Origin of the sequence: Enterobacter sp. 5-4 (assembly GCF_000612205.1) — a bacterium.
Taxonomy (GTDB): Bacteria; Pseudomonadota; Gammaproteobacteria; order Enterobacterales; family Enterobacteriaceae; genus Enterobacter; species Enterobacter roggenkampii.
This window is the reverse complement of sequence record NZ_JFHW01000019.1, coordinates 50,614-76,652: the sequence shown is the minus strand read 5'-3', so window position 1 is coordinate 76,652 and position 26,039 is coordinate 50,614. Positions and strand designations below refer to the sequence as shown.

28 protein-coding genes are annotated in these 26,039 nt (G+C 57.9%); 11 read left to right on the top strand and 17 right to left on the bottom strand.

Annotation, left to right across the window (positions count from 1 at the left end):
- Window position 1: 1 nt before the first annotated feature.
- The 11 genes from emrA to AA74_RS0110725 all read right to left on the bottom strand — a co-directional run bounded on the left by emrA (window position 2) and on the right by AA74_RS0110725 (window position 11,412).
- Window positions 2-1,174, bottom strand: coding sequence for a multidrug efflux MFS transporter periplasmic adaptor subunit EmrA (gene emrA / locus AA74_RS0110775; RefSeq protein ID WP_021241959.1), 1,173 nt, complete (start codon window positions 1,172-1,174; stop codon window positions 2-4).
- Between the two features lie 126 nt (window positions 1,175-1,300).
- Window positions 1,301-1,831, bottom strand: a complete 531-nt coding sequence (gene mprA, locus AA74_RS0110770) for a transcriptional repressor MprA (protein ID WP_008502578.1) — start codon at window positions 1,829-1,831, stop codon at window positions 1,301-1,303.
- Between the two features lie 314 nt (window positions 1,832-2,145).
- The gene (locus tag AA74_RS0110765; protein WP_008502577.1) at window positions 2,146-3,330 is read right to left on the bottom strand and encodes an MFS transporter; all 1,185 of its coding nucleotides are present in this window, start codon (window positions 3,328-3,330) and stop codon (window positions 2,146-2,148) included.
- Between the two features lie 184 nt (window positions 3,331-3,514).
- Window positions 3,515-4,510: a glycine betaine/L-proline ABC transporter substrate-binding protein ProX gene (proX, locus tag AA74_RS0110760; protein ID WP_021241961.1), complete on the bottom strand. Its 996-nt coding sequence runs from the start codon at window positions 4,508-4,510 to the stop codon at window positions 3,515-3,517.
- Window positions 4,511-4,519: 9 nt separating this feature from the next.
- Window positions 4,520-5,584 carry a glycine betaine/L-proline ABC transporter permease ProW gene (gene proW, locus AA74_RS0110755; protein ID WP_008502575.1) on the bottom strand — a complete coding sequence of 355 codons (1,065 nt, stop codon included), beginning with the start codon at window positions 5,582-5,584 and terminating at the stop codon, window positions 4,520-4,522.
- Window positions 5,577-6,779, bottom strand: a complete 1,203-nt coding sequence (proV, locus tag AA74_RS0110750; protein WP_008502574.1) for a glycine betaine/L-proline ABC transporter ATP-binding protein ProV — start codon at window positions 6,777-6,779, stop codon at window positions 5,577-5,579. Before proV ends, proW begins: the two co-directional genes overlap by 8 nt.
- Before the next feature lie 330 nt (window positions 6,780-7,109).
- Window positions 7,110-8,069 (bottom strand): class 1b ribonucleoside-diphosphate reductase subunit beta, encoded by a 960-nt coding sequence (gene nrdF, locus AA74_RS0110745; RefSeq protein ID WP_025912369.1) that lies wholly within the window; start codon window positions 8,067-8,069, stop codon window positions 7,110-7,112.
- Window positions 8,070-8,078: 9 nt separating this feature from the next.
- Complete coding sequence (gene nrdE, locus AA74_RS0110740) at window positions 8,079-10,223, bottom strand: class 1b ribonucleoside-diphosphate reductase subunit alpha (protein WP_025912368.1); 2,145 nt, start codon at window positions 10,221-10,223, stop codon at window positions 8,079-8,081.
- Window positions 10,196-10,606, bottom strand: coding sequence for a class Ib ribonucleoside-diphosphate reductase assembly flavoprotein NrdI (gene nrdI / locus AA74_RS0110735; protein WP_025912367.1), 411 nt, complete (start codon window positions 10,604-10,606; stop codon window positions 10,196-10,198). The genes nrdE and nrdI overlap by 28 nt, the downstream gene beginning before the upstream one ends.
- Window positions 10,603-10,842, bottom strand: a complete 240-nt coding sequence (gene nrdH / locus AA74_RS0110730) for a glutaredoxin-like protein NrdH (RefSeq protein ID WP_008502570.1) — start codon at window positions 10,840-10,842, stop codon at window positions 10,603-10,605. The genes nrdI and nrdH overlap by 4 nt, the downstream gene beginning before the upstream one ends.
- 243 nt (window positions 10,843-11,085) lie before the next feature.
- Window positions 11,086-11,412: a DUF883 domain-containing protein gene (locus AA74_RS0110725; protein ID WP_008502569.1), complete on the bottom strand. Its 327-nt coding sequence runs from the start codon at window positions 11,410-11,412 to the stop codon at window positions 11,086-11,088.
- Between the two features lie 160 nt (window positions 11,413-11,572).
- On the opposite strand from AA74_RS0110725, the gene AA74_RS0110720 reads away from it, so the two are divergent.
- Complete coding sequence (locus AA74_RS0110720; protein ID WP_008502568.1) at window positions 11,573-11,917, top strand: DUF2002 family protein; 345 nt, start codon at window positions 11,573-11,575, stop codon at window positions 11,915-11,917.
- Between the two features lie 32 nt (window positions 11,918-11,949).
- On the opposite strand, the gene alaE is transcribed toward AA74_RS0110720, so the two are convergent.
- Complete coding sequence (gene alaE, locus AA74_RS0110715) at window positions 11,950-12,399, bottom strand: L-alanine exporter AlaE (protein WP_008502567.1); 450 nt, start codon at window positions 12,397-12,399, stop codon at window positions 11,950-11,952.
- 493 nt (window positions 12,400-12,892) lie between these two features.
- On the opposite strand from alaE, the gene stpA reads away from it, so the two are divergent.
- Window positions 12,893-13,297, top strand: a complete 405-nt coding sequence (gene stpA, locus AA74_RS0110710) for a DNA-binding protein StpA (protein ID WP_008502566.1) — start codon at window positions 12,893-12,895, stop codon at window positions 13,295-13,297.
- 38 nt (window positions 13,298-13,335) lie between these two features.
- Here stpA and AA74_RS0110705 read toward each other — a convergent pair whose 3' ends face one another.
- The 3 genes from AA74_RS0110705 to AA74_RS0110695 all read right to left on the bottom strand — a co-directional run bounded on the left by AA74_RS0110705 (window position 13,336) and on the right by AA74_RS0110695 (window position 14,425).
- Window positions 13,336-13,515, bottom strand: coding sequence for a hypothetical protein (locus tag AA74_RS0110705; protein WP_008502565.1), 180 nt, complete (start codon window positions 13,513-13,515; stop codon window positions 13,336-13,338).
- Between the two features lie 79 nt (window positions 13,516-13,594).
- Complete coding sequence (locus AA74_RS0110700; RefSeq protein ID WP_021241967.1) at window positions 13,595-14,116, bottom strand: rhodanese family protein; 522 nt, start codon at window positions 14,114-14,116, stop codon at window positions 13,595-13,597.
- A gap of 9 nt (window positions 14,117-14,125) precedes the next feature.
- The gene (locus AA74_RS0110695; protein WP_008502563.1) at window positions 14,126-14,425 is read right to left on the bottom strand and encodes a helix-turn-helix transcriptional regulator; all 300 of its coding nucleotides are present in this window, start codon (window positions 14,423-14,425) and stop codon (window positions 14,126-14,128) included.
- A gap of 190 nt (window positions 14,426-14,615) precedes the next feature.
- Here AA74_RS0110695 and AA74_RS01000000122150 point away from each other — a divergent pair, with 190 nt between their 5' ends.
- On the top strand, window positions 14,616-14,774 hold the full coding sequence (locus AA74_RS01000000122150) for a YqaE/Pmp3 family membrane protein (protein WP_008502562.1): 159 nt from the start codon (window positions 14,616-14,618) through the stop codon (window positions 14,772-14,774).
- Here the strand turns inward: AA74_RS01000000122150 and AA74_RS0110685 are convergent.
- The gene (locus AA74_RS0110685; RefSeq protein ID WP_008502561.1) at window positions 14,771-15,700 is read right to left on the bottom strand and encodes a LysR substrate-binding domain-containing protein; all 930 of its coding nucleotides are present in this window, start codon (window positions 15,698-15,700) and stop codon (window positions 14,771-14,773) included. The two genes, AA74_RS01000000122150 and AA74_RS0110685, sit on opposite strands and share 4 nt — an antisense overlap.
- A gap of 319 nt (window positions 15,701-16,019) precedes the next feature.
- Between AA74_RS0110685 and AA74_RS0110680 the strand changes: the two genes are divergently transcribed.
- The 7 genes from AA74_RS0110680 to AA74_RS0110650 all read left to right on the top strand — a co-directional run bounded on the left by AA74_RS0110680 (window position 16,020) and on the right by AA74_RS0110650 (window position 24,450).
- Window positions 16,020-16,625: an ankyrin repeat domain-containing protein gene (locus AA74_RS0110680; RefSeq protein ID WP_021241968.1), complete on the top strand. Its 606-nt coding sequence runs from the start codon at window positions 16,020-16,022 to the stop codon at window positions 16,623-16,625.
- Window positions 16,626-16,733: 108 nt separating this feature from the next.
- Entirely contained in the window at window positions 16,734-18,275 is a 1,542-nt protein-coding gene (fdrA, locus tag AA74_RS0110675; RefSeq protein ID WP_025912366.1) for an acyl-CoA synthetase FdrA, read from the top strand.
- The gene (locus tag AA74_RS0110670) at window positions 18,275-19,690 is read left to right on the top strand and encodes a DUF1116 domain-containing protein (RefSeq protein ID WP_025912365.1); all 1,416 of its coding nucleotides are present in this window, start codon (window positions 18,275-18,277) and stop codon (window positions 19,688-19,690) included. Before fdrA ends, AA74_RS0110670 begins: the two co-directional genes overlap by 1 nt.
- A gap of 11 nt (window positions 19,691-19,701) precedes the next feature.
- Window positions 19,702-21,255 (top strand): hypothetical protein, encoded by a 1,554-nt coding sequence (locus tag AA74_RS0110665; RefSeq protein WP_025912364.1) that lies wholly within the window; start codon window positions 19,702-19,704, stop codon window positions 21,253-21,255.
- Window positions 21,252-22,208 carry a carbamate kinase family protein gene (locus AA74_RS0110660; RefSeq protein WP_025912363.1) on the top strand — a complete coding sequence of 319 codons (957 nt, stop codon included), beginning with the start codon at window positions 21,252-21,254 and terminating at the stop codon, window positions 22,206-22,208. The genes AA74_RS0110665 and AA74_RS0110660 overlap by 4 nt, the downstream gene beginning before the upstream one ends.
- Window position 22,209: 1 nt before the next feature.
- Window positions 22,210-23,589, top strand: coding sequence for an amidohydrolase family protein (locus tag AA74_RS0110655; RefSeq protein WP_025912362.1), 1,380 nt, complete (start codon window positions 22,210-22,212; stop codon window positions 23,587-23,589).
- Between the two features lie 126 nt (window positions 23,590-23,715).
- On the top strand, window positions 23,716-24,450 hold the full coding sequence (locus AA74_RS0110650) for a bifunctional 2-polyprenyl-6-hydroxyphenol methylase/3-demethylubiquinol 3-O-methyltransferase UbiG (RefSeq protein ID WP_025912361.1): 735 nt from the start codon (window positions 23,716-23,718) through the stop codon (window positions 24,448-24,450).
- Here the strand turns inward: AA74_RS0110650 and AA74_RS0110645 are convergent.
- Entirely contained in the window at window positions 24,444-25,046 is a 603-nt protein-coding gene (locus tag AA74_RS0110645; protein WP_025912360.1) for a short chain dehydrogenase, read from the bottom strand. The two genes, AA74_RS0110650 and AA74_RS0110645, sit on opposite strands and share 7 nt — an antisense overlap.
- Window positions 25,047-25,143: 97 nt before the next feature.
- Here AA74_RS0110645 and AA74_RS0110640 point away from each other — a divergent pair, with 97 nt between their 5' ends.
- Window positions 25,144-26,031, top strand: coding sequence for a LysR family transcriptional regulator (locus tag AA74_RS0110640; RefSeq protein WP_025912359.1), 888 nt, complete (start codon window positions 25,144-25,146; stop codon window positions 26,029-26,031).
- Window positions 26,032-26,039: the final 8 nt, after the last annotated feature.

Sequence of the window (26,039 nt, the reverse complement as noted above, 5' to 3'; positions counted from 1 at the left end):
ATTAACCGGCGTTTGCCTTCACGATGTCATCGATCAGCTTGTTGACCGGATCGAGGCTAATTTCACGGGCGTTACTTTCATAAACCGGGCTGCTACGCACCTGGCTTGCCAGGATCTGACCGTCGCGGTTGGCGGTGTCAACCGTCACCAGCGTGGAGAGGCCGATACGCAGCGGGTGATCCGCCAGCTGTTTGGCATCCAGTTCGATACGCACGGGCAGACGCTGTACGACTTTGATCCAGTTACCGGTGGCGTTCTGCGCAGGCAGCAGGGAGAAGGCGCTGCCGGTCCCCATATCCAGACCCACCACTTTGCCGGTGTACTTCACGTCATCGCCATAGATGTCGCTGACAACCGTTGCGGTCTGGCCGATACGCATATGCGCAAGCTGCGTCTCTTTAAAGTTGGCATCGACCCACAGGTTGTCCGCCGGCACAACCGCCATCAGCGGCGTGGTTGGGCTGATCTGCGCCCCTGGCTGGACGGAACGACGGGAGACATAGCCGGTCATTGGGCTGACGATTTTAGTACGCTGCAGGGCAAGCCACGCGTTGCGGACTTCGGTCGCCGCCTGCTGAACGGCAGGCTGGTTTTCCAGGCTGGTGCCCAGCACCATCGCCTGGTTGGCGTTGTACTGCTGAATGGCCACGTCCAGCTGTGCCTGAGCGCTGGCGACGGCGTCGCGGGCGTGCTGCAGCTCTTCACGGCCAATCAGATTGGCGGTGCCGAGCGGCACGCGACGGTTCAGATCGCTCTGCGCCTGCGCGAGTGCGGTCTTCTGCACGTCGATGTTGGCCTGCAGCTGTTTGCTGTTGATCATCAGCTGGCGGGTCTGACGGACGCTGGAGGCCAGCGCGGTCTGTGCTTTTTCAAACGCCTGCTGGGCGTCGGTTGGATCGAGCGTCACCAGCACATCGCCTTTTTGCACAAAGTCGGTATTGTCAGCCCAGACTTTCGTCACGCTGCCCGACACCTGCGCCATAATTTGTACCTGGTTCCCTGCCACGTACGCGTCGTCAGTCTCTTCAGCATGACGCAGTACTAAAAACCAATAGATCCCATATGCCACGGCAATAATGATAAAGAGCAAGGTCAACAGAAGAAGGGCGCTCTTACGTTTGCCTTTCTTGTTGGCCGGTTGCTGCGGGGTAGTGCTCTCCGCATTTGCGCTCATTGTTGTTCTCCACGATCTTCTTATTTTCACATCGGCTGAGCCGACCTGTTGTCAGAAAGGCCAGCAGTGTGACGTGCTGGCCTGTCGGTTTTCTTATAAATCTGGATTGTTGAGCGTGTCGTCGCGTTAGCGCAGCGCCTCAAGAACGGCGCCTTCTTCATCCATCTGGTCAAGACGGGTGAGCAGCTTGCGAGTGATGTGCTCAAGCTGGTCGCGCTCGGCGGTGCTGAGAGCGGACCAGAGTTTGTGCAGGCAATTGTGCTGAGGTGGCAGCACCTCGCGCAGGAATTCGTGACCTTTATCGGTCAGTTGCAGATGCAGGCAGCGGCGATCGTTATCGCTTTCACGGCGCTCAATCCAGCCGCGCTTTTCCAGCTCATCGGCAATTCGGGTGGCGTTGGTGCGGGAGGAGCCCAGCGCGCAGCTCAGCTCAGAAGGCTGAATGCTGTGGTTTTCCTGAGACTCCAGCGTGATCAACGCCATAAACAATGTCTCGTTAATCCCTTGAGCTTTCAGCATTTTATTGCGGTTTTCCAGTAGCTTACCCTGCATGTGCATGCACAGGCGAGTCAGCAGGATTTCCTGATACGGGAAGTCCTCATGGCGACTGGCGCGGAATTTAAGCATTTGTTCAATGGGCGTAAACGAACTATCCATTTGGGCATAACCTCATTAATTACAGCCGATATAGTAACGATAGTGACAAATAATGTAAATGAATTATTTGTGCGGTTATATCCGCCAAATTAATGTCACCATCAGAAAGCGCCGGGTAAGTCCGTGACCCGGTGAGCACAGAAAGCGTAGGGGATGAACCCGCTGAAGAGAGGATGTGAGGACGGGGGTCTGAACTATTCATGCCGATTGTAAATATGTCACCCACATTAAAATTTCTGGGATAAATGATTACGTTTACATTAACAGAGTGAGGGGCCCCTTTACACCCTAAGAGGCCCAAAGCAATGTAAAACTTAGTGAATTGCCTCCTGGCGATGGTAGCCGCGCCACCATACAAGCAGGTTAATCGTGGCGACGATGGCACCAATTGCACATACCCCTGACCAGCCAGCATGCTGCCACGCCGAGGCGGAAATGAGCGAGCCCGCCGCGCCGCCAATAAAGTAGCTGGTCATGTACCCGGCCGTCAGGCGGTTACGCGCCTCTGGCTTCACGCGATAGATGACGGTCTGATTGGTAATGTGAACGCCCTGCACGGTGAGATCGAGTACCAGGATACCGACGATCAGCGCCAGCACCGAGACGTGCCCATACCAGATTGCCGCCCAGGAGAGCAGAAGTAACACCAGCCCCGCGGAGGTGGTCAGATGGGATTTGCCCTTGTCGGCCAGCCCGCCTGCGGGGCGCGCGCCCAGTGCGCCTGCGGCACCGGCCAGGCCGAACAGGCCAATCACCCCTTCGGAATAATTAAACGGCGGCGCGGCCAGCAGAAACGCCATCGACGTCCAGAGAATGCTGAAGTTGGCGAAGGTGAAGCAGCCCAGCAGGGCGCGGGTGCGCAGAAGTTTATCCTGGGTGAACAGGCTGAAAACGGAGGCCAGCAGCTGCGGGTAATTCAGGTGATTTTCCTGCTTTACTTTTGGCAGCCCGCGCCACAGCGCCAGCGCCATGACGACCATCAATACGCTCGCCACCCAGTATACGGTGCGCCAGCCGCCGAGGCTTGCCAGCAGCCCGGCGACGGTACGCGCCAGCAAAATCCCCAGCAGCAGGCCGCTCATGATGGTGCCCACCACCTTGCCACGTTTTTCCGGTGAGGCGAGGGTCGCGGCGAGCGGCACCAGGATTTGCGCCACCACGGAGAACAGCCCCGTCAGCGCGGTACCGATAATCATCATCGTCAGCGACTGGCTGCTGGCGGTGATCAGCATCCCGCCGGCGGCCAGAAGCGTCATGGAGACGATCAGCATCCGGCGTTCAAACATATCGCCGAGCGGCACCAGGAACAGCAGCCCGGCGGCATAGCCGAGCTGGGCGGCGGTGACGATAAAGCCTGCGGAACTGGCGGAGAGATTGAACGCGCGGGCGATGGTGTCGAGAAGAGGCTGCGCGTAATAGTTGCTGGCGACGGCCAGACCCGTTGCCACGGACATTAAAAGGATGAGTGCGGGGCTAAGCCCTTGAGTGGTTTTTGTCATTAGTTTCAGGAATCGTTAGTGAAGTGATTATTTTTCCGGAAACCATAATAGCCAATGATTGTGAATGTGGGGGGATTGTTACGTGCTGGATTGTGCGGTTTAGGTTGGGTGCGGTCTGATCCCCTCACCCCGGTCCTCTCCCAGTGTACGGTCCGGGGAGAGGGTTAGGGTGAGGGAAAAGGTTTTACTTCTGCGCCGCCAGCGCCGCTTTCACCCAGCCGTCAAACTGCTGCTGGTGGGCCTTGATCCAGCCGTCGACGTGGCCTTTAACATCCGCCTCAGACGATTTGCCCGCGTGCATCATCGCGTTCTGGGCGTTGATGTCCGCCAGCGGCAGCTTCATCACCGAGAACAGCTTCGCCGCGGCCGGGTTTTTCTCCGCCCAGGCTTTGTTCGCCACGATATGCATGGTGTTCACCGGGAAGCCGTAGTTCATGCCGTTCGGCAGTTTGGTGTCGATATCTTTCTGCTCGCCCGGCAGGGAGGAGAACGGCACCTGCAGCCACACCACGTCTTTACCCGGCTTCAGCACGTCGCTCACCCAGTACGGCGTCCAGGTGTAGTAGATCACCGGTTTACCCTCTTTGAAGCGGGCAATGGTGTCGGCCATCATCGCTGAATAGTTGCCGTGGCTCACGTCGACCGTTTTCGCCAGATCGAACGCCTTGTTCTGGTGGTTAATCACCGCTTCGCAGCCCCAGCCCGGCGAGCAGCCCATCATGTCGGCCTTGCCGTCACCGTTGGTGTCAAACAGTCTGGCGATCTTCGGATCCTTCAGCTGTTCGATGTTGGTGATGTGGTACTGGTCGGCGGTTTTCTTGTCGATCAGGTACCCCTGCGCCGCGCCGGTGACAAAGGTGCCTTCACGGTAGAATTTCTTATCGCCACCGGCGGCGGCATACATATCGTCATGCAGCGGCTGCCAGTTTACGGCGGTAAAGGTGGCGTCACCGGAGGCAATCGAGGTGTAGCCCACGTTGTAATCCACTTCGCTCGGCGTGTTAACCGTATAGCCCAGTTTTTCCAGCGCGCGGCTGACCAGCAGGGTCTGGAAGCTCTCTTCCGAAATAGTGCTCTGCACCGGCTGCACGGTAATGCCTTTGCCCGGCAGGTCAGCTGCGAACGTGCTGGTGGAGACAAGGGTGGCAAACGCTGTGGCAAAAAGTACGTTATGTCGCATCGTTGTTCCTTATTTTCTAAAGGGGCGGGTGAGTAACCCAACAGGGCCGGTGGAATACCAGCGACGGTTGCCGCGACTGCGTGAATCGCGACCGACGGCCTGGGTCAGGCGGTCAAGAATAATGGCGAGGATCACAATCCCGACGCCGCCGACGGTAGCCAGCCCCATGTCGAGACGGCCAATGCCGCGCAGCACCATCTGACCGAGACCGCCAACGGCGATCATCGAGGCAATCACCACCATCGACAGGGCCAGCATCAGCGTCTGGTTCACGCCCGCCATGATGGTCGGCATCGCCAGCGGGAGCTGAACCTTAAACAGCATCTGGCGCGGGCTGGCGCCGAACGAGCGTGACGCTTCGATCAGGTCCGCAGGCACCTGATTGATCCCGAGAATGGTCAGACGAATAATCGGCGGCAGGGCAAAGATAATGGTGACCACCACGCCCGGCACGTTGCCGATGCCGAACAGCATGACAATCGGCACCAGATAGACGAACGCCGGGGTGGTCTGCATTGCATCCAGCAGCGGGCGAATAATCTTCGCGGCCCGCGGGCTGCGCGCCAGCCAGATCCCCATCGGCAGGCCGATGACGATGCAGAAGAGCAGGGCGGTCAGCACCAGCGCCAGGGTGATCATCGCCTGCGACCAGGCTCCAATCGCGCCGATGGCAATCAGCGAAATCAGCGTGGCGACACCCATCCCGGCGCTGCCAAACTGCCAGGCGATCAGGGAGAACAGGATAATCGCCACCGGGGCCGGCATGCCCAGCATCAGCTGCTGGAAGCCGTTCAGGATGTAATCCACCGGGATGCGGATCCCCTGGAAAACCGGGCGGAAGTGCGTCACCACCCAGTCGATCCCCTCCGTGACCCAGCTGTCCAGCGGGATCAGCGTCTTGTGGAACGGATCCATAATATTGAAGTGCTCTGGCGCAGGCGCGGGTGCGCTGTTCAGCCAGTCCGCCGCACCGCCACCGTCGGCGGGTGCTGGCGTGGAACCCCACGCGTCGGCGGATTGCGCAGCGTTGTCCGCCGCTTCAGTGGTGCCCCACGGGTTAGTTTGATCAGCCATTGTTTGCCCCCTCGCGATCTAAAGCCTGCAGCAGCATCCGTTTGGAGATGATGCCGACGTACTGTTGTTCCTCACCCACGACCGGTACGGCGCAAGGCGCCTGCCCCACGTGAGAGAGCAACTCGCTGAGCGGCGTTTCGGCGTCCACGGCAAGCGGAGCGTCAATTAACGCCGCATCGATGCCCTGGTTTTCGCTGAGCGCGGTTTTCAGAGAATCGATGGAGACAACGCCGACAAATTTATTGCCGCGTTCAACCAGATAACCGTATTCACGGTCTTCGTCCTGCAGCAGCTTCAGCGCGGAGCGCGGGCCGAAGCCAGGCGTTTTACGGATAATGCCGTTTGGCGTTCGACGGGCAATATCTTTGGCGCTAAAGACCTGGCTAATATCCACGCCGCGGAAGAAGGTGCGCACGTAATCATTTGCCGGATTATTGAGAATTTCATCCGGCGTGCCGACCTGCACCACTTCACCATTTTGCATAATGGCAATACGGTCGCCAATACGCATGGCTTCATCCAAATCGTGGGAAATAAAGACAATGGTCCGCTGATGTTTCGCCTGTAATTTTACCAGCTCATCCTGCATCTCGGTGCGAATTAACGGATCGAGGGCAGAGAAGGCTTCGTCCATTAATAAAATGTCTGGATTAATGGCTAATGCGCGGGCTAATCCCACGCGCTGACGCATGCCGCCGGAAAGTTCATCCGGGTACGCATGCGCATAATTTTCCAGCCCAACCTGACGCAGGGCGTCAAGGGCTTTTTCCTGACGTTCCTGCGCGGGTGTGCCGGCTAATTCCATGCCGAAAGCGGTATTATCCAGCACCGTCATGTGCGGCATCAGTGCGAATGACTGGAATACCATCGCAATCTTCTTTCTGCGCACCTCGCGAAGCTCGGCGTCTGATATTCTGGCGATATCCACGCCGTCAATCAGCACCTGTCCGCGGGTGGGTTCAATCAGGCGATTGAGAAGGCGAACCATAGTGGATTTACCCGAACCGGATAATCCCATGATGACAAAAATCTCGCCTTCTTCAATGGCCAGACTGGCGTCTTTAACGCCAAGCGATAGCCCGGTTTTTTCCAGAATTTGCTCTTTCGAAAGGCCTTTCTCAATATATTTGAATGCGCGCTGAGGATGCTCGCCAAATACTTTATAAAGATTTTTCACTTCTAATTTAATTGCCATGCAATAGAGAGTGTCCTGTTATTTGTTTATGTCGATATGATTACCATGGTAAATTGTTAACGGGCATAACCCTAACATACTGAGAATCTGAGACAACCCTGGGTTTGCTTATGACGTAAATTTTCAGGGAGGCGAAACGGCTGAATTTCCCATGAGTAAAGGGCTGAGCGGGATTTGAATTTTTCTCAATTTTTTGCTGCGGCATCGGGGAATTTCACCTGAATCGGGTGATTCAGGCGAATAGGGCACGGAAATGACAGTGTAGTTGTTTTGTAAATATTGGAGAGGAAATTGTTGGGTTTATATTAAATTAACGAACGTTAACGTTCATTAAAAATCCCAGTCATCATCCTCGGTTTCCACCGCTTTGCCCATCACGTACGACGAACCCGATCCGGAGAAGAAATCGTGGTTTTCGTCGGCGTTGGGCGACAGCGCGGAGAGAATCGCCGGGTTAACCTCCGCCATCTCTGGCGGGAACAGCGCGTCGTAGCCGAGATTCATCAGCGCCTTGTTGGCGTTGTAGCAGAGGAAGGCTTTCACGTCCTCCTCCCAGCCGGTGCCGGCGTACAGTTCCTCGGTATAGCTCAGCTCGTTGTCGTACAGATCCATCAGCAAATCGAGCGCAAACCCTTTGAGCTCTTCACGCTTCGCCTCGCTGATTTTCTCGAGCCCTTTCTGATATTTATAGCCAATGTAATACCCGTGTACCGCTTCATCCCGAATGATAAGCCGGATCAAATCGGCGGTGTTGGTGAGCTTGCCGCGGCTCGACCAGTACATGGGCAGCCAGAAGCCAGAATAGAAGAGGAATGATTCCAGAAACACGCTGGCGATCTTCTTCTTCAGCGGCTCGTCGGCCCGATAATACGCCAGTACCAGCTCCGCCTTTCTTTGTAACGACTCGCTCGCTTCGCTCCAGGCGTAGGCCGCGTCCACGTCTTTGGTCTGGCACAGCGTGGAGAAAATCGAGCTGTAGGAGCGGGCGTGCACCGCCTCCATAAAGCTGATGTTCGACATCACCGCCTCTTCGTGCGGCGTCAGCGCGTCACCCATCAGAGCCGGTGCGCCAACGGTATTCTGAATGGTGTCCAGCAGCGTCAGGCCGGTAAAGACGCGGATCGTTAGCTGCTGCTCGGTGTGGCTCAGGGTTTGCCAGGCCGGAATATCGTTGGAGAGCGGGACCTTTTCCGGCAGCCAGAAGTTGCTGGTCAGGCGGTTCCACACTTCCAGATCTTTCTCGTCCTGGATCTTGTTCCAGTTAACGGCGCTCACGCGTGACAGTTTCATCCTTTCTCCTTACAGCGCGCAGGACACGCAGCCTTCGATTTCGGTGCCTTCCAGCGCAAGCTGGCGCAGGCGAATGTAGTAGAGCGTCTTGATACCTTTCTTCCAGGCGTAGATTTGCGCTTTGTTGATGTCTCGCGTGGTGGCGGTATCCGGGAAGAACAGCGTCAGCGACAGTCCCTGATCCACGTGTTTCGTCGCCTCGGCGTAGGTATCGATGATTTTTTCCGGGCCAATCTCGTATGCGTCCTGGTACAAAGCCAGGTTCTCATTGGTCATAAACGGGGCAGGGTAGTAAACGCGTCCGGTTTTGCCTTCTTTGCGAATTTCAATCTTCGACACGATCGGGTGAATGCTCGACGTGGCGTGGTTGATGTAGGAGATAGAGCCGGTTGGCGGCACCGCCTGCAGGTTCTGGTTGTAAATGCCGTAGCGCATCACGTCATCACGCAGCCGCTGCCACATCTCGCGCGTCGGCAGGACGATCCCGGCGCGGGCAAACAGCTCCCTTACTCGCGCCGTTTTCGGCTGCCAGTCGCCTTCAAGGTATTGGTTGAAATACTCTCCGCTGGCGTAGCGCGACTGCTCAAAGCCCGCGAAACGCTGGTTGCGCTCACGCGCCAGCATCATTGAGGTATGCAGCGCGTGCCAGGTGACGGTGTAAAAATAGAGGTTGGTGAAGTCCAGTCCTTCCGGGCTGCCGTAGGCGATGCCTTCCCGCGCCAGGTAGCCGTGCAGGTTCATCTGCCCGAGGCCAATGGCGTGCGACGCGGCGTTGCCCGCCTCGATGGACGGCACGCTGCGGATGTGGCTCATGTCCGACACCGCCGTCAGCCCGCGAATGGCGGTTTCTATCGTGCGGCCAAAGTCGGGGGAATCCATGGTGTGGGCGATATTCAGCGACCCGAGGTTGCAGGAGATGTCTTTGCCGATCTCCGCGTAGTCCAGATTCTCGTCATAGCGGGAGGCGCTGTTGACCTGCAAAATCTCCGAGCACAGGTTGCTCATGTTGATGCGTCCGGCAATCGGGTTTGCGCGGTTCACCGTGTCCTCGTACATGATGTACGGATAGCCGGACTCAAACTGAATTTCGGCAAGCGTCTGGAAGAAATCGCGGGCGTTGATGGTTTTTTTGCGGATGCGATCGTCGGCCAGCAGCTCGTCGTACAGCTCGCTTATCGCCACGTCGCCAAAGGCTTTGCCGTAAATTCGCTCAACGTCATACGGCGAGAAAAGCGCCATCTCGGCATTCTCTTTGGCGAGCTTAAAGGTGATATCCGGGATCACCACGCCCAGCGACAGGGTTTTGATGCGGATTTTTTCGTCGGCGTTTTCGCGCTTGGTATCGAGGAAACGCAGAATGTCGGGGTGGTGCGCGTGCAGATAAACCGCGCCCGCGCCCTGACGCGCGCCAAGCTGGTTGGCGTAGGAGAAGGCATCTTCCAGCATCTTCATTACCGGGATCACGCCGGAGGACTGGTTTTCGATACGCTTAATCGGCGCGCCCGCTTCACGCAGGTTCGAGAGCAGAAACGCCACGCCGCCGCCGCGTTTGGAGAGCTGCAGCGCCGAGTTCACCGCGCGGCCTATAGACTCCATATTATCTTCAATGCGCAGCAGGAAGCAGGAGACCAGCTCGCCGCGCTGGGCTTTGCCGCAGTTGAGAAAGGTCGGCGTGGCAGGCTGGAAGCGGCCGGAGAGGATCTCGTCGGTGAGCTGTTGCGCCAGCGCTTCATCGCCCTGCGCCAGAGTCAGCGCGACCATCACCACGCGATCTTCAAAGCTTTCTAAGTAGCGCTTCCCGTCGAAGGTCTTCAGGGTGTAGCTGGTGTAGAACTTCCACGCGCCAAGGAACGTCTGGAAACGAAAGCCGCTGGCGTGGGCGCGTTCAAACAGCTTCACGACGAAGGCGCGTGCGTAGCGGGTGAGGACGCGGGCGTCGTAGTAACCTTCGTTAACCAGGTGGTCGAGACGTTCATCCTGGCTCGCGAAGGTCACGCTGTTGGGCCGCACGTGGGCGGCAAAAAAGGCGTCCACCGCCTCACGGTCTTTATCAAACTGAATGCGTCCCTCCCGGTCATAGAGGTTAAGCATCGCGTTTAATGCGTGGTAATCCGGCGTCGCCTGTATTACCCGTTCTGCGGTTGTCGTTGCCAAAATTCGTTCACTCCTTTACGCACGTTTTCGACGTCCTGCTGCGTCCCCATCAGCTCAAAGCGATAGAGATACGGCACGCCGCATTTTTGAGAGATGACATCTCCGGCGCGGCCAAAGGCATCGCCGAAATTGCGATTCCCCGCCGCAATGACGCCGCGGATCAGCTCCCGGTTATGGGGATCGTTCAGAAAGCGGATCACCTGGCGAGGCACAGCGCCCGCCGTACCGCCGCCGCCGTAGCTGGGCACCACCAGAATGTACGGTTCTTCTACCCGGATGCGCTCCCGCTCGTTAAGGGGAATGCGCACCGCAGGCAGCCCGACGCGCTCAATAAAACGGAGCGTGTTTTCCGAGCTGCTGGAGAAGAAGACCAGCCGAATCATGCCCGTGCCGCCTGCGCGGCGATGCGGTTGATCATGTCCGGACGGAAGCCAGACCAGCTGGTCTCCCCGGCCACCACCACCGGAAGCTGACGGAAACCCTGCGCGCGAAGGGTATCGGCGGCCTCGGGCTGCTGGTCAATATTCACCATCTCAAACGCCACGCCGCGGCTTTCCATCGCCCGTTTGGTCGCGTGGCACTGAACACAATCGTTACGAGTGTAAATAATAATGCTCATGATTCGTATTTCCATTTAAAATGAGAGAGCGGCGCGAATCATCGCGTCAGGTTGTGTGTATCTTGCTAAAAGGAATACTAGATGTAGTTGTCTTAAGTTTCAACCATACAAGATATGGGAAATTTAGATTGATGATGCCCTGATGATGAGCACAGCGGGGCAGGGGGTGTTGTACGGGTTTTTCAGGCTTGCGGGCATTAAAAAGCCCCGGCGCCAGCGGCGACCGGGGCTAATGGCTCGCGCTTACTTACGCAGGCTAAGCAGAGCGCCGACGAAGATCCCGACTGCCGCTACCGTGCCGAGCGTGCAGAGCGGTTTTTCGCGCACGAAGGTCGTTGCGCAGCTGACGGCATCGCAGGCAGCCTGTGTGGTACGCGTGCGGCCATTTAGGCGTGCGCGGGTTTCACGGAGCAGAGACTGAGCCTTACGTTTTGCGGCATCCGCTTCGTCCTTCGCGTCACTTCCCCAGGATTTCAGCACCTCTTCCAGCGTGTCTGCTAATTGGCTGACATCATTACGAATATCCTGAGCGTCGTCGTTAATATCGTTTCGGTTCGGTCTGTTAAACATACGATCCTCCGTAATTTTGTGTTCCCGTTCAGTTTAGTTCAGAAATTTAATATCTGAAGCGCATCACGCGATATCCGCCAGTTTATGGACTATTCTGAAAGCCCTGCTAATGCTGAATACTGTAAGGTTGCCGGGCAGGAAAAGATAACGAGGAAAAGATATGTATTTACGACCTGACGAGGTGGCACGCGTTCTTGAAAAAGAGGGATTCACCATGGATGAGGTGACGCCAAAAGCGTATGGATATCGCCGTGGCGAGAATTATGTTTACGTTAATCGTGAAGCAAGAATGGGACGTACCGCTCTCATTATTCACCCGACGCTGAAAGACAGAAGTCTGTCATTTGCTGAGCCTGCCTCGGATATTAAAACCTGCGATCATTATCAGCAATTTCCGCTCTATTTAGGCGGAGAGACGCATGAGCATTATGGTATTCCGCATGGTTTCAGCTCGCGTATGGCGCTGGAACGGTTTTTGAAGGGACTGTTTGGCGACGTACAGTAAATTTGCGACTGGCCTGCGCCAGTCGCTTCACATCACGCTTTAGCCTGGCTGTACTGGCTGACCTTAAACAGGCGGCGACAGTAGTCGAGGAAATAGCCATACACCGCCCCCATCAGCATTGAAATCACAATATTCGAACTGACCGCCGCCGCGATCTGGTGCCAGTCCGCGCCCACCGTCAGCAGAATGGCCACGTAAACCGGCGACTGGAACGTCACATAGGCCAGAACGTCTGCCAGGTTTTTCACCCAGCCTGCGGGGCTGATACGCCGCGCGAAGCGCATGACGGCATCGCGGTATAAACCGTAAGGCCAGGCAATAATAATATTGACCGGAATCGCCACCAGACGAGAAGAAAGTGACTGCTCGAAGGACATTCCGGAGAGGAATATTTCGATCAACATGTTCACAACGGAACAGTAGACAACCATCGCGAAAGTATCCGCCACAGCATGGCGAAGGCGTGATTGCGGTGAGAACATGTCTGAACTCCTTGAGAAGAACACAAAAGAAACGATTTTCCCGAAGCGGTTAGTGCTTTAGGTTGGTTTGTTTGACGTGTATAGCGTATATCTCTGCGTTTGAACTAACAACTAGTGATTAATTTTTATTTAATCGCGTTTTGTCCACAAAATTCTCTAAAATTGATGGTTTTTTGTTCGCTTCGTTATAATCTGTCTCGTGCGATGGTTTTTGGTTTTAAATCATGAGCTTAACTATCTTGATGTTGAAAGGTGAGTCAGTGCTTTTGTGGGTAGCGCAGAATGCTGAAATTTGGATTAAGGTTGACCCTTTATATTGCAGTGATGATTGAATCCCTGCGTATCGCTCAGACGTTATAAGATAATATTAACGGCGACAGTTAAACATATTTACGCTATTGACTGGCCAGCCTGCGGGTAGATATTTCAGCGCAAATGAATTATTCTGTCGGTGATTTATCTATTTACCCTAAACAAAAGGTTTTCAAATAATATGTCTTTGACGTTACAGAATCTTAATAATATCCGAACTCTGCGCGCCATGGCACGCGAATTATCCCTGGACGTTCTTGAGGAAATGCTGGAAAAAGTCAGGGTCGTTGCTGAAGAGAAACGTAGTGAGCTGGCGGAATTAGAGCAGCAGAGAGCCGAGCAGCAGGAGAAAATTAATGCTCTGCTGGAGCGGATGAAAGCCGATGGTATTTCACCGACCGATCTGCTGGGCTCTGAACTGGCGCAGACGGGTAAATCCACGAAAAAGCGTAAGCCGCGTGAAGCGAAATACCGCTTTATTGACCAGAACGGTGAAGAGAAAACATGGACCGGCCAGGGCCGTACGCCGAAGCCTATTGCCAGCGCGCTGGCAGAGGGGAAATCACTGGATGATTTTCTGATCTAATGCGTAAACCGGGCGGAACATACCGCCCGGCACTCTTTTCAGCAGACGCCGAAATCACCGTCTTCGGTATACGGCGCCAGCTCGGCGGCTTTCAGGGTATATTTCTCGCCTTGTTCATTGCTGGCCTGTACCGCCACCACGCTTTCACCGTTCACTTCGAGCACTTTCAGCTTCGGGCCGCCTTTACGCGGTTGTACATAATCACCGACAGAAAACATATTACCTCCTCATCGTTTTAGCGATCTTCACCTTAGCCCACGTATGACACCGGGTACAGCGTATTTCACCGATTACTGCTTATGAGGTACGCCGGTTCCAGGGCATCACCTTCAGCAGCCGCGCCATGCCGCAAAAACCGGTCACACCGGCGAACAGCAGCCCGGCCCCCACGAAGCCGCTGAGCAGGAAAAAGCCATCTGAGACGCTATAGCCCAGCACTACGCCGCAGAGAATGAGCAGCCCGGCAGCGATTTGCACCTGACGCATCAGCGGCAGCGGCTGGGTTTTGTCTTCGACTGTCTGCAGACCCGCCTGCTTCCAGCCCTGAATGCCTCCTTCGACCACAAATGCCTGAGCGGGGGCGGCAGCCTGCGCAAGGCGATCGGCATTGCCTGAGGTGCGGGCGCCAGACTGGCAGTGAAAAATCACCGTTTCACCCGCCTGCGTTTTAAGTCCGCCGGGTAAGGTATCCAGCGGCACGGACTGCGCGGCGGGAATATGCTCGCGGGCGTACTCGTCGGCATCACGAATATCAATCAGTTTTGCGCCATCGGCGATGCGGGCATTGGCCTCGCGCGGCGAAAGAAGGGGAAGTGACATGGCGGCTCCTTACGGGCAATAAAGGGTTTTCAGGGTGCTGATAAGCTGATGCACCGCGTCGTTTTTAATGAAATAGAGAATGCGCTGCGCCTCGCGGGTGCTGGCGATCAGGCCTTCCTCACGCATGCGCGCCAGATGCTGCGACGTGGCGGAAGGGCTAAGACCCGTCGCGCGGGCCAGCTCCCCCGCGCTGGTGCCGGGGGCGCCGCACAGCGTGCAGAGGATCAGCAGCCGACGCGGGTTGCTCATCGCTTTTAAAAGCGTTGCGGCCTGCTCTGCGCTGGCCTGAAGCTGTTCGAGTTCAGTCATAGTACTTTAGAGTTTGCTTAATTAAGGTAATGCTAAAGTACTTGCGCGCATTCCGCCAGCGTAAAAAGCGTAAAAAGCGTAAAAGAGGGTAAACGCGGAGCAGGGATCTGGCGCAGACAGGTAAACTGGCTATGCTTAGAAAGGGTTCTCTCTATTATTTTCAATGGATTAGCTTGCACGGAGTGTTAATATGGGTTTTTGGCGTATTGTTTTTACCATCCTGCTGCCGCCGCTGGGCGTGCTGTTGGGCAAAGGGCTTGGCTGGGCGTTTATCATCAACATTCTTCTGACGCTGCTGGGCTACTTCCCCGGCCTCATTCACGCGTTTTGGGTACAGAGCAAAAGCTAAGCGCGCCACAGTAAATCGCTATAGATATCGGTCAGCACCCCCGCTGGACCAAACTGCTGTTTGATCCAGCGCGTGACCTGGCCTGTCGCGGCATGCTGCGTGGCGAGCAGCATGCGCGAGTCCTGACGCGGGTTATTGATACGCCGCGTCACCAGCAGCCCGTCTTCCACCGCGTCCCGCGCCATATACTCCGGTAAAAAACCTATCCCCTCTCCCAGGATCTGACACTGGCATTTGGTATTAAAGTCCGGCACCAGAATCGCCTCCTGACCGTGCAGCAGCCAGCCCACCTTCTTGTTAATGGTGTGTGCGGTATCTTCCACCATGATGTTGGGATACAGGCGCAGCTGGCTCTCCGCTATCGGTTCCGGAACGAACGCCAGCGGATGCGCCGGCGCAATGGCAAACACCCAGCGGATGGCGCCGATCTCGGTGTAGTCAATTCCGCCGCCGTCGAGCAGCGTGTCCGGTGCGCCAATGGCGATATTGGCCTGGTTATTGATGATCGAATCCCACACGCCGTTATAGACCTCCGTGGTGACGGTGATCTGGCAGGTAGGAAACTGCTTTTTCAGCACCTGGAGCAGCCGCGCGGTATGGCGCGGCGTATATAACAGCTGGTTGATACAGATGCGCACCCGCGCCTCGATGCCCTGTGAAATGGTATCAATCCCGCGCTTGATGGCGTGGAAGTCGTTAAGCAGGTCGGTGGCTTTGCGGTAAAAGTAGAATCCGGACTCGGTCAGCTCAATGCTGCGCGTGTTACGCACAAACAGCACCACGTCCAGCCCGGTTTCCATGCGCTTGATGGTGTAACTGATGGCGGAGGTGGTGACGCCCAGCTCGGCAGCCGCCTTGCTGAAGCTGCCGAAGCGTGCGGCGGTGGTGAAGGCCAGCAGGTTCTCTTCGGTAAAGATGGAATTCATATCACAGCTTCCTCAGTCATCAGTTTTGAACATATTTTAACAACGCCTTTACAACACATTTGAAGCCGATCACAGTTCTGACTTTTTACGCAGAGCCGCGTCATGCAAGGCTTTTTCAACCATAAGGATAATGCAGCCTGAGGCGCTAAAAAGCGGTTAAACATAAGAAAAAGGTTGCACGGACGCACGTTTTATCCCGACTGTTGAATTTATCTCAACAATGAATTCACTGTCGATGAATCATTTTTAAGCGGATTCTTTTATGACCAGGCTGTTGCTATTCTCGGGTCAAGAGCAATAAAACATCGGGAGTCTGAATATGTCTGCAACTGAACTGGTTACGGAATTTCTGCTGGCGGCAGAAGAGGGAAATAGCGATGCGCTAAAAGCCTGTCTGGAAAAAGGCGTGGATATTAACGCCACTAACCGCCAGAAAAGAACCGCCGTTACGATTGCCAGCCTGAAAAAACACTATTCCTGCGTGGCGTTATTAATTGCCGCCGGGGCAGATATTGATAAACAGGACCAGACCTGTTTTAACCCCTTCCTGATCAGCTGCCTGACGAACGATTTAACCCTCCTGCGGCTGGTATTACCCGCGAATCCGGATCTCGACCGCCTTACCCGCTTCGGCGGCGTGGGCATTACCCCTGCCAGTGAAAAAGGGCACGTGGAGATCGTGCGCGAGCTGCTGGAAAAAACCGACATTAACGTTAACCACACCAACTTTGTCGGCTGGACGCCGCTGCTGGAAGCCATTGTTTTAAACGACGGCGGTGCGAAACAGCAAGAGATTGTGAAGCTGCTGCTGGATCACGGCGCGAACCCGCACATGACCGACAAATACGGCAAAACCCCGCTCGAACTGGCGCGGGAGAAAGGCTTCTCTGAGATTGCCGACCTGCTGCTGGCGGCGGGCGCGTAAGACGACCGGTCAGCCCGTTCCGGCTGGCCGCTAATTTAAAAAAGCATTTTTACCGACGTGCATTTTGCGCGACGGCGGCCCCCTTTTATCCGTAAACAGGTGCAAATAATGCCAACGAAAATCGTGATTAAAAAGAATACGTATTTTGACTCCGTGTCATTAATGTCCGTTTCCACCAAAGCCAATAAATTGCCGGGCGTCGAGCAGGCCTTTGTCGCCATGGCGACGGAAATGAATAAGGGCGTATTAAAAAACCTCGGGCTGTTAACGCCGGAATTAAATGAGGCGAAAAACGGCGACCTGATGATCGTCATTAAAGGCGACGCGGCGAATGATGAAACCCTGGCGGCCATCGAAGTGCTGTTCACGCGTAAAGAGAGCGCGGGCTCCCATGAAGCGCGCTACGCGACGATTGCCAGCGCCAAAAAACATCGCCCGGAGAGCAACCTCGCGGTGATTTCCGTCAACGGCACCTTCGCTGCCCGCGAAGCGCGCCAGGCGCTGGAACACGATCTCAACGTGATGCTCTTCTCCGATAACGTGTCGCTCGACGACGAGCTGGCGCTGAAGCAGCTGGCGCACCAGAAAGGGCTGCTGATGATGGGGCCGGACTGCGGCACCGCCATCATCAACGGCGCGGGATTGTGCTTCGCCAACGCGGTGCGTCGCGGGCCGATTGGCATCGTCGGCGCGTCCGGCACCGGCAGCCAGGAGCTAAGCGTGCGCATCCATGAATTCGGCGGTGGCGTGTCGCAGCTGATTGGCACCGGCGGGCGCGATCTTAGCGAGAAGATCGGCGGCCTGATGATGCTCGACGCCATCGACATGCTGGAAGCCGACGAGGGCACAGAGGTGATTGCGCTGATCTCCAAGCCGCCGGCGCCAGCCGTGGCAGAGAAGGTGCTGGCCCGCGCCAAAGCCTGCCGCAAGCCGGTGGTTGTTTGCTTCCTCGGGCGCAATGAACCGCCCGCCGATGAGGACGGACTGCAGTTTGCGCGCGGCACCAAAGAGGCGGCGCTCAAGGCCGTTCTGCTTACCGGCATCAAAAAAGAGTCCCTCGATCTGCACCCGCTCAACTGGCCATTGATTGAAGAAGTGCGCGCCCGCCTGACCCCACAGCAGAAGTACATTCGCGGCCTGTTCTGCGGCGGCACCCTGTGCGACGAGGCGATGTTTGCGGCGCTTGCGAAATTCGACGACGTCTACAGCAACATCCAGCCGGATCCGGCTAAGCGCCTGAGCGACATAAGCGTCAGTAAAGCCCATACCTTCCTCGACTTTGGCGACGATGAGTTCACCAACGGCAAGCCGCACCCGATGATCGACCCGACCAACCGCATCAGCCGCCTGCTGCAGGAGGCGCGCGATCCGGAAGTGGGCGTCATCGTGATGGACTTCGTGCTGGGCTTCGGCGCGCATGAGGATCCTGTAGGGGTGATGATCGAGGCGATCAAAGAGGCGCAGGCCATCGCGAAGGCCGATAACCGTCCGCTTGAGATCCTCGGCTACGTGCTCGGCACCGACCAGGATCCGCAGTCGCTGGCGCAGCAGTGCCAGCGGCTGACCGACGCAGGCGTCATCTGGGCCAGCAGCAGCACCAATACCGGATTACTGGCACGCGAATTTGTCTGCAAAGGGGAGAACGCATAATGACCACCTTATTTAACCAGCCGCTGAACGTCATTAACGTCGGCATTGCGATGTTCAGCGACGATCTTAAAAAGCAGCACGTACCCGTGACCCCGCTCGACTGGACGCCGCCGGGGCAGGGCAATATGCAGGTGGTGGAAGCGCTCGACCAGCTGGCGAAAAAACCGCTGGCGGAGAAGATTGCCGCCGCTAACCAAATCGCCCTGGAGCGCATTATTCAGTCCCATCCGGTGCTGGTGGGCTATGACCAGGCGATTAACGTTGTGCCGGGGATGACCCGCACCACCATTCTGCACGCTGGTCCGCCAGTCTCCTGGGAAAACATGTGCGGCGCGATGAAAGGCGCGGTCACCGGTGCGCTGGTGTTTGAAGGTCTGGCGAAAGATCTGGACGACGCGGCACGGCTTGCCGCCTCCGGGGAGATCGCCTTCTCGCCGTGCCACGAGCATGACTGCGTGGGCTCCATGGCGGGCGTCACCTCCGCGTCGATGTTTATGCACATCGTGGAGAACAAAACCTACGGCAACCGCGCGTTCACCAACCTCAGCGAGCAGATGGCGAAGATCCTGCGCATGGGCGCCAACGACCAGAGCGTCATCGATCGCCTGAACTGGATGCGCGACGTGCTTGGCCCGATGCTGCGCGACGCGATGAAGATTATCGGCGAAATCGACCTGCGCCTGATGCTGGCCCAGGCGCTGCACATGGGCGACGAGTGCCACAACCGCAACAATGCGGGCACCACGCTGCTGATCCAGGCGCTGACCCCGGGGCTGATCCAGGCGGGCTATCCGGTAGCGCAGCAGCGCGAGGTGTTCGAGTTTGTCGCCAGCAGCGACTACTTCTCCGGCCCGACGTGGATGGCGATGTGTAAAGCCGCGCTGGACGCTGCCCACGGCATTGAATACAGCACCGTCGTTACCACCATGGCGCGCAACGGCTACGAGTTCGGCCTGCGCGTCTCCGGCCTGCCGGGGCAGTGGTTCACCGGCCCGGCGCAGCAGGTGATTGGCCCGATGTTCGCGGGCTATAAGCCGGAAGACTCCGGGCTGGACATCGGCGACAGCGCGATCACCGAAACCTACGGCATCGGCGGCTTTGCGATGGCGACGGCCCCGGCGATTGTCGCCCTGGTGGGCGGGACGGTGGAGGAAGCCATCGACTTCTCCCGTCAGATGCGCGAAATCACCCTCGGCGAAAACCCGAACGTCACCATTCCGCTGCTCTCGTTTATGGGCATTCCGACCGCCATCGACATCACCAGAGTCGCGGGCAGCGGCATTCTGCCGGTGATTAACACCGCCATTGCCCACAAAGACGCGGGCATCGGCATGATAGGGGCGGGCATCGTTCACCCGCCGTTTAGCTGTTTTGAAAAGGCGCTGTTGACCTTCCGCGATCGCTACTTTTTATAAGGCATGCATCCATGAAAAACATGAAACTGGAGTGGAAAAGAGGTGACTGGGCGGCGTATTTCGGGTTGATGACCAACAACCTGACCAATCTGCTGACCATGATGGGGTTGCTCATTTTTGTCGTCGGCATCCCGAAGGAGATTGTTTATGGACGCATTGCGCCAGCGTTCGGGCTGGCGGTATTGGCCGCGAGTATTTGCTATGCGTGGTTCGGCATGCAGATGGCGCGCCAGACCGGGCGCACGGACGTCACCGCGCTGCCGTCCGGCCCCAGCGCGCCGTCCATTTTTACCGTGACCTTCCTGGTGCTGATGCCGGTCTATCAGCAAACGGGCGATGCGGAGTTCGCGATTCAGATTGGCCTGGTGTGGTGCTTCGTGGAGGCGATGATCCTGGCGGGCGGTTCGTTCCTCGGGGAAACCATCCGCAAGATGATCCCGCGCACCGTGCTGCTGTCGTGCCTCTCCGGCCTGGGCCTGCTGCTGCTGGCGATGAACCCGATGCTGCAGGCGTTCGAAGCGCCCACCGTGTCGTTCATCGTCCTGCTGCTGATCTTCATCAACTGGTTCGGTAAAAAGCCGATTTTCGCCAAAATCCCGACCGGTCTGCTGTTGCTGATTGCCGGTACGGCCCTGGCATGGCTCTCCGGCCTGCAGAGCCCGGAAGCGATCAAAGCGTCCATGTCATCGTTCGGCTTTAACCCGCCGCAGGTGCATGTGGAGGGCTTCCTGCAGGGCTTGCCGCACGCGCTGCCGTATCTGGCCTCTGCCGTGCCGCTGGGGCTGGCGAACTACATCTTTGACCTGGAGAACATCGAAAGCGCCCACGCGGCGGGGGATGAATACCCGACGCGCAAGGTGATGCTGGCGAACGGTCTGGCGTCGATGCTCGGCTGCCTGATGGGCAACCCGTTCCCGGTGACGGTTTACGTCGGCCACCCGGGCTGGAAAGCGATGGGGGCCAGCATTGGCTACACGCTGGCCTCTGGCGTGACCATGTTCATCGTGCCGCTGTTCGGGCTGGGAGCCTTTATGCTCGCCATCATCCCGATGACCGCCATCGTACCGATTCTGGTGTTTATCGGCGTGGTCACCGCCAACCAGGTGGTGAGGGAGACGCCGAAGGTGGAAGTGCCCGTGATCTTCATCTGCCTGTTCCTGTGGATCGCCAACTGGGCGCTGACCATGATGAACAGCGTGATGGGGGCGGCGGGCACGAATGCCGCCAAAATCGGTACCGACGTGCTGCACAGCAAAGGGATCTACTACGAAGGACTCGTCCATCTGGGGAACGGGGCACCGCTCGCCAGTATGCTCTGGGGCTGTATCGCCATTTTCGCCATCATCAATAAACCGCTGCGCGGCGCCGTGGCTGCCGCGGGCGGGGCACTGCTGGCGCTGTTCGGGGTGATCCACGCGCCGGTGGTGGGCTTTGCCGAAGGCAGTTCGCTGATGTTCGTCACCGCGTATCTGATGATGGGCGGCATGTTTGTGGTGAAGCATTTTCTCGACAGCCGGGAAGTGACGAGCGCTGCGTCGGGTACTGTTGAGAAGGAACACGTATGAAAGAGCTTATGGTCGTTGCCATCGGCGGCAACAGCATTATCAAAGACAACGCCAGCCAGTCGATTGAACATCAGGCGCAGGCGGTTAAAGCGGTGGCAGAGTCGGTGCTCGAAATGCTGGCCTCCGACTATGACATCGTGCTCACCCACGGCAACGGTCCGCAGGTGGGGCTGGATCTGCGCCGCGCCGAAATCGCCCACGAGCGGGAAGGGCTCCCGCTGACCCCGCTGGCAAACTGCGTGGCGGACACCCAGGGCGGCATCGGCTACCTCATTCAGCAGGCGCTGAACAACCGTCTGGCCGCACGCGGGGAGCAAAAAGCGGTCACGGTCGTCACGCAGGTGGAGGTGGATAAAAACGATCCGGGTTTCACGCACCCCACGAAGCCGATCGGCGCGTTCTTCAGCGAGGCGCAGCGCGACGAGCTGCAGCGCGCGCACCCGGACTGGCACTTTGTTGAGGATTCGGGCCGGGGATATCGTCGCGTGGTGGCCTCCCCGCAGCCGCTGCGCATTGTCGAGGCCGATGCGATCAAGACCCTGACGCAAAAAGGCTTTGTGGTGATTGGCGCGGGCGGCGGCGGGATTCCGGTGGTGCGCACTGAGCAGGGCGATTACCAGAGCGTCGACGCGGTGATCGATAAAGATCTCTCCACCGCGCTGCTGGCGCGCGAGATCCGCGCCGACGTGCTGGTGATCACCACCGGCGTGGAGAAGGTGTGCATCAACTTCGGCAAGCCAAACCAGCAGGCGCTGGACGCGGTGAGCGTGGCGCAGATGACGCGTTACAAAGACGAGGGCCATTTCCCGGCGGGCAGCATGCTGCCCAAAATCGTCGCCTCGCTGGCGTTTTTACACCACGGCGGCAAGCGCGTGATCATCACCTCGCCGGACTGCCTGCCCGCCGCGCTGCGCGGGGAAACCGGTACCCATATTGTGAATGAAGGAAGATAAGATGAGTGAAAATAAAAGCCGCCGTGAATTCATCAGCCAGAGCGGCAAAATGGTGACCGCCTGCGCGCTGTTTGGCGCGACCGGTTCCGTCGCGTATGCTGCCGACTCCGCAAAACCAACCTGCGAGACGGGTAAACCGATGACCATCACCGCGAAACATTACTATCTGGACAACGTGCTGCTCGAAGCCGGGTTTAATTTTGACGGCAGCGTGGCGACGAGCACCCGCACCGAGCTGAAAACGCTGGAGATCAAGGACGGGAAGATCGTCGCCCTGCGCGACAACAAGCGCCACGACGACGCCACGCTGCCGCACTACGACGCGGGCAACACGCTGATGCTCCCGGCAATGCGCGACATGCACATCCACCTGGATAAAACCTTCTACGGCGGTCCGTGGCGATCGCTCAACCGCCCGGCGGGCACCACCATTCAGGATATGATCCGCCTGGAACAGAAGCTGTTACCGGAGTTACAGCCCTACACGCAAGAACGTGCCGAAAAGCTGATCGACCTGATCCAGTCGAAAGGCTCCACCCTCGCCCGCAGCCACTGCAATATAGAGCCGGTTTCCGGCCTGAAGAATCTCGAAAACCTGCAGGCGGTGCTGGCGCGCCGCAAGCCCGGATTTGACTGCGAGATCGTTGCCTTTCCGCAGCACGGCCTGCTGCTGTCGAATTCCGAAAAGCTGATGCGCGAGGCGATGCAGGCCGGGGCGCACTACGTGGGCGGGCTGGACCCGACCAACGTCGACGGCGCGATGGAGAAATCTCTCGATCTGATGTTCCAGATTGCGCTGGACTACGACAAAGGGGTGGACATTCACCTGCACGAAACCAGCCCGGCGGGCGTGGCGGCGGTGAATTACATGGTCGAAACGGTGGAGAAAACCCCGCAACTGAAGGGCAAGCTGACCATCAGCCACGCCTTCGCGCTGGCCACGCTCGACGAGCAGCAGGTGGATGAGATTGCTACCCGCATGGCGGCGCAGCAGGTGACTATCGCCTCCACCGTGCCGATTGGCACCCTGCATATGCCGCTGAAGCAGCTGCGGGACAAGGGCGTGTTTGTGATGACCGGCACCGACAGCGTAATCGACCACTGGTCGCCGTACGGTCTGGGGGACATGCTGGAAAAAGCGAATCTCTACGCCCAGCTCTACATCCGCCCGAACGAGCAGACGCTCTCCCGCGCGCTGGGAATTGCGACCGGCGACGTGCTGCCGCTGAACGACAAAGGTGAACGCGTGTGGCCGAAAGCGCAGGACGACGCCAGCTTTGTGCTGGTGGACGCCTCCTGTTCCGCCGAGGCGGTGGCGCGCATCTCCCCGCGCACCGCGACGTTCCATAAGGGCAATCTGGTCTGGGGTACGGTGGGCTAAAAGCGAGCCGGGTGGCGGCTTCGCCTTACCCGGCCTACTGAACCCCTCAAATCGTAGGCCGGGTAAGCGCAGCGCCACCCGGCAATGTTTTATACTGGGCGTCACATTATTAAAGAGGGATCTGCCATGGCACAAAACATCTACGACAACCCGGCGTTTTTTGAAGGCTACGCTCAGCTTCCGCGCTCGGTGCAGGGGCTGGACGGTGCGCCGGAGTGGCCCGCGCTTAAGGCCATGCTGCCGGATTTAACCGGTAAATCGGTTGTCGATCTCGGCTGCGGCTACGGCTGGTTCTGCCGCGCCGCGCGCGAACTGGGCGCCTCTGAGGTCACGGGCGTTGATATCTCCGAAAAGATGCTCGCCCGCGCAGCGGAGCTTACGGTGGACCCACAGATTCACTATCAGCGCAGCGATCTGGACGCTCTCAAGCTCGACGAAAGCAGCCTCGACCTCGTCTACAGCTCGCTGGCGCTGCATTACCTTCCGGAACTGGACACGTTATTTGCCAGGGTTCAGCGCGCGCTCAAGCCCGGCGGGAGGCTGGTCTTTTCCATGGAGCACCCGATTTACACCTGCGCCTCGCGTCAGGGCTGGCTGACCGATGATAACGGCGAGCGGTTCTGGGGCGTGAATCATTATCAGGACGAAGGCCAGCGCGTCAGCAACTGGCTGGCGGACGGGGTGATCAAATACCACCGCACGCTCGGCACCACGCTTAACGCGCTGATTAAGGCCGGATTAACGATAAGCAACGTCAACGAATGGGGGCCAACGCAGGCGCAGATTGACGCCTGGCCCGCGCTGGCCGAAGAGGCGGAGCGCCCGATGCTGGTGCTGATCGCCGCCCGCAAGGCTCAGTAGCCGACCTTGTACACCCGCCCGGTCTGCACGCCTTCCACGCTGCGACGATAGGCTTGCGCCACCGTGGCGGCAGGCACGCTTTCGAAGCCCGGGAAGAAGCCATCGTACGTGTCGACCGATTCGGTGAGCACCGTTGGGCTAATCAGGTTGATGCGGATCCCGCGCGGCAGTTCGCAGGCTGCGGCGCGAACAAACCCTTCCAGCGCCGCGTTCACCGTGGTGGCATTTACCCCCTGCGCAATCGGCTCGTGCGCCACGATCCCGCTTATCAGCGTAATCGAGCCGCCTTCGTTCAGGTAGTGCTGGCCGGTCAGCGCCAGACGCACCTGCCCGAGCAGCTTATCCTGCAGGCCCTGGTTGAAGTCACTGTCCTTCATGGTCGCGAGCGGGCCGAAGTAGAGGCCGCCGCTGGCGGACACAATGGCATCCACCTGGCCGATTTTCTCAAACAGCGCCTGAACGCTCGCCTGCGAGGTGATATCTACCTGCTCGTCGCCCTGCGTGCGGCCCACGCGGATGACCTCGTGGCGACGACTCAGCTCATCCGTTACCGCACGACCGACCGTACCGCTGGCACCAATAATGACGATTTTCATAGCCGACTCCTTATGTTGTGAGCCTTCATTCTTTAATAAATTAAAAGTCGGATAAACTGGGCTAAAGTTAGAAGATTGCTAACCAGAGGTTTGGAATATGGATAAGCTTCGCAGCATGGAGACGTTTATTGCCGTGGTGGAAAGCGGCAGCTTCACCGGCGCGGCGGCGCGGCTGGAGATGTCGGCGGTGATGGTGGGCAAATACGTTGCGCTGCTGGAAGCACAGTTGGGCACCCGACTGCTGGAGCGTAACACGCGCCGCCAGAGCCTGACGGATGCCGGACGCGTCTATTTTGAAGAAGCCCGACGGGTTCTGGAGCAGGTGTCGATTGCCGAAAGCGCGGTTGAACGGCTGCGTGCCACGCCGTCAGGCACCCTGCGCGTCACGGCGCCTACGTCGTTTGGCGGCTGCGCGATCGCCCCGCTGACGGCAACCTTTTTGCAGCGCTACCCGGAGGTACGCATCGAGCTGGATCTGACTAACCGGATGGTCGATCTGGTGGAAGAGGGCGTCGATCTGGCCATTCGCATTGGCGACATTCACAACGACGATCTGGTGGCGAAATACCTGTGCCCCTACAACATGGTGATCTGTGCCGCGCCGGACTATTTAGCGCAACACGGCACGCCGCAAACGCCAGACGATCTGGTGGATCACCTCTGTCTTTCGCACACGGTGTGGACCGCGCGCAACGAGTGGCGGCTGCCGGGCGTGGAAGGGGAGGTGCGCTGGAAGCGCGATGCCGTTTTACGATGCAATGACGGCTATGGCTTACGCATGGCGGCGCGCGCGGGGGCGGGGCTGTTGCTGCAGCCGGAGGTGCTGGTGGCGGAAGAGCTGGCAACCGGCAGGCTGGTTCGGGTAATGGAACCGTTCACGCCCGCGCCGAGGCCGGTGCATTTATTGTGGCGTCAGGATTTGCGGCCGCTGCCTAAGCTGACGGAATTTATTGCCCATATTCTGCTAAGATTGGGCACAATATAAAAAAGAAG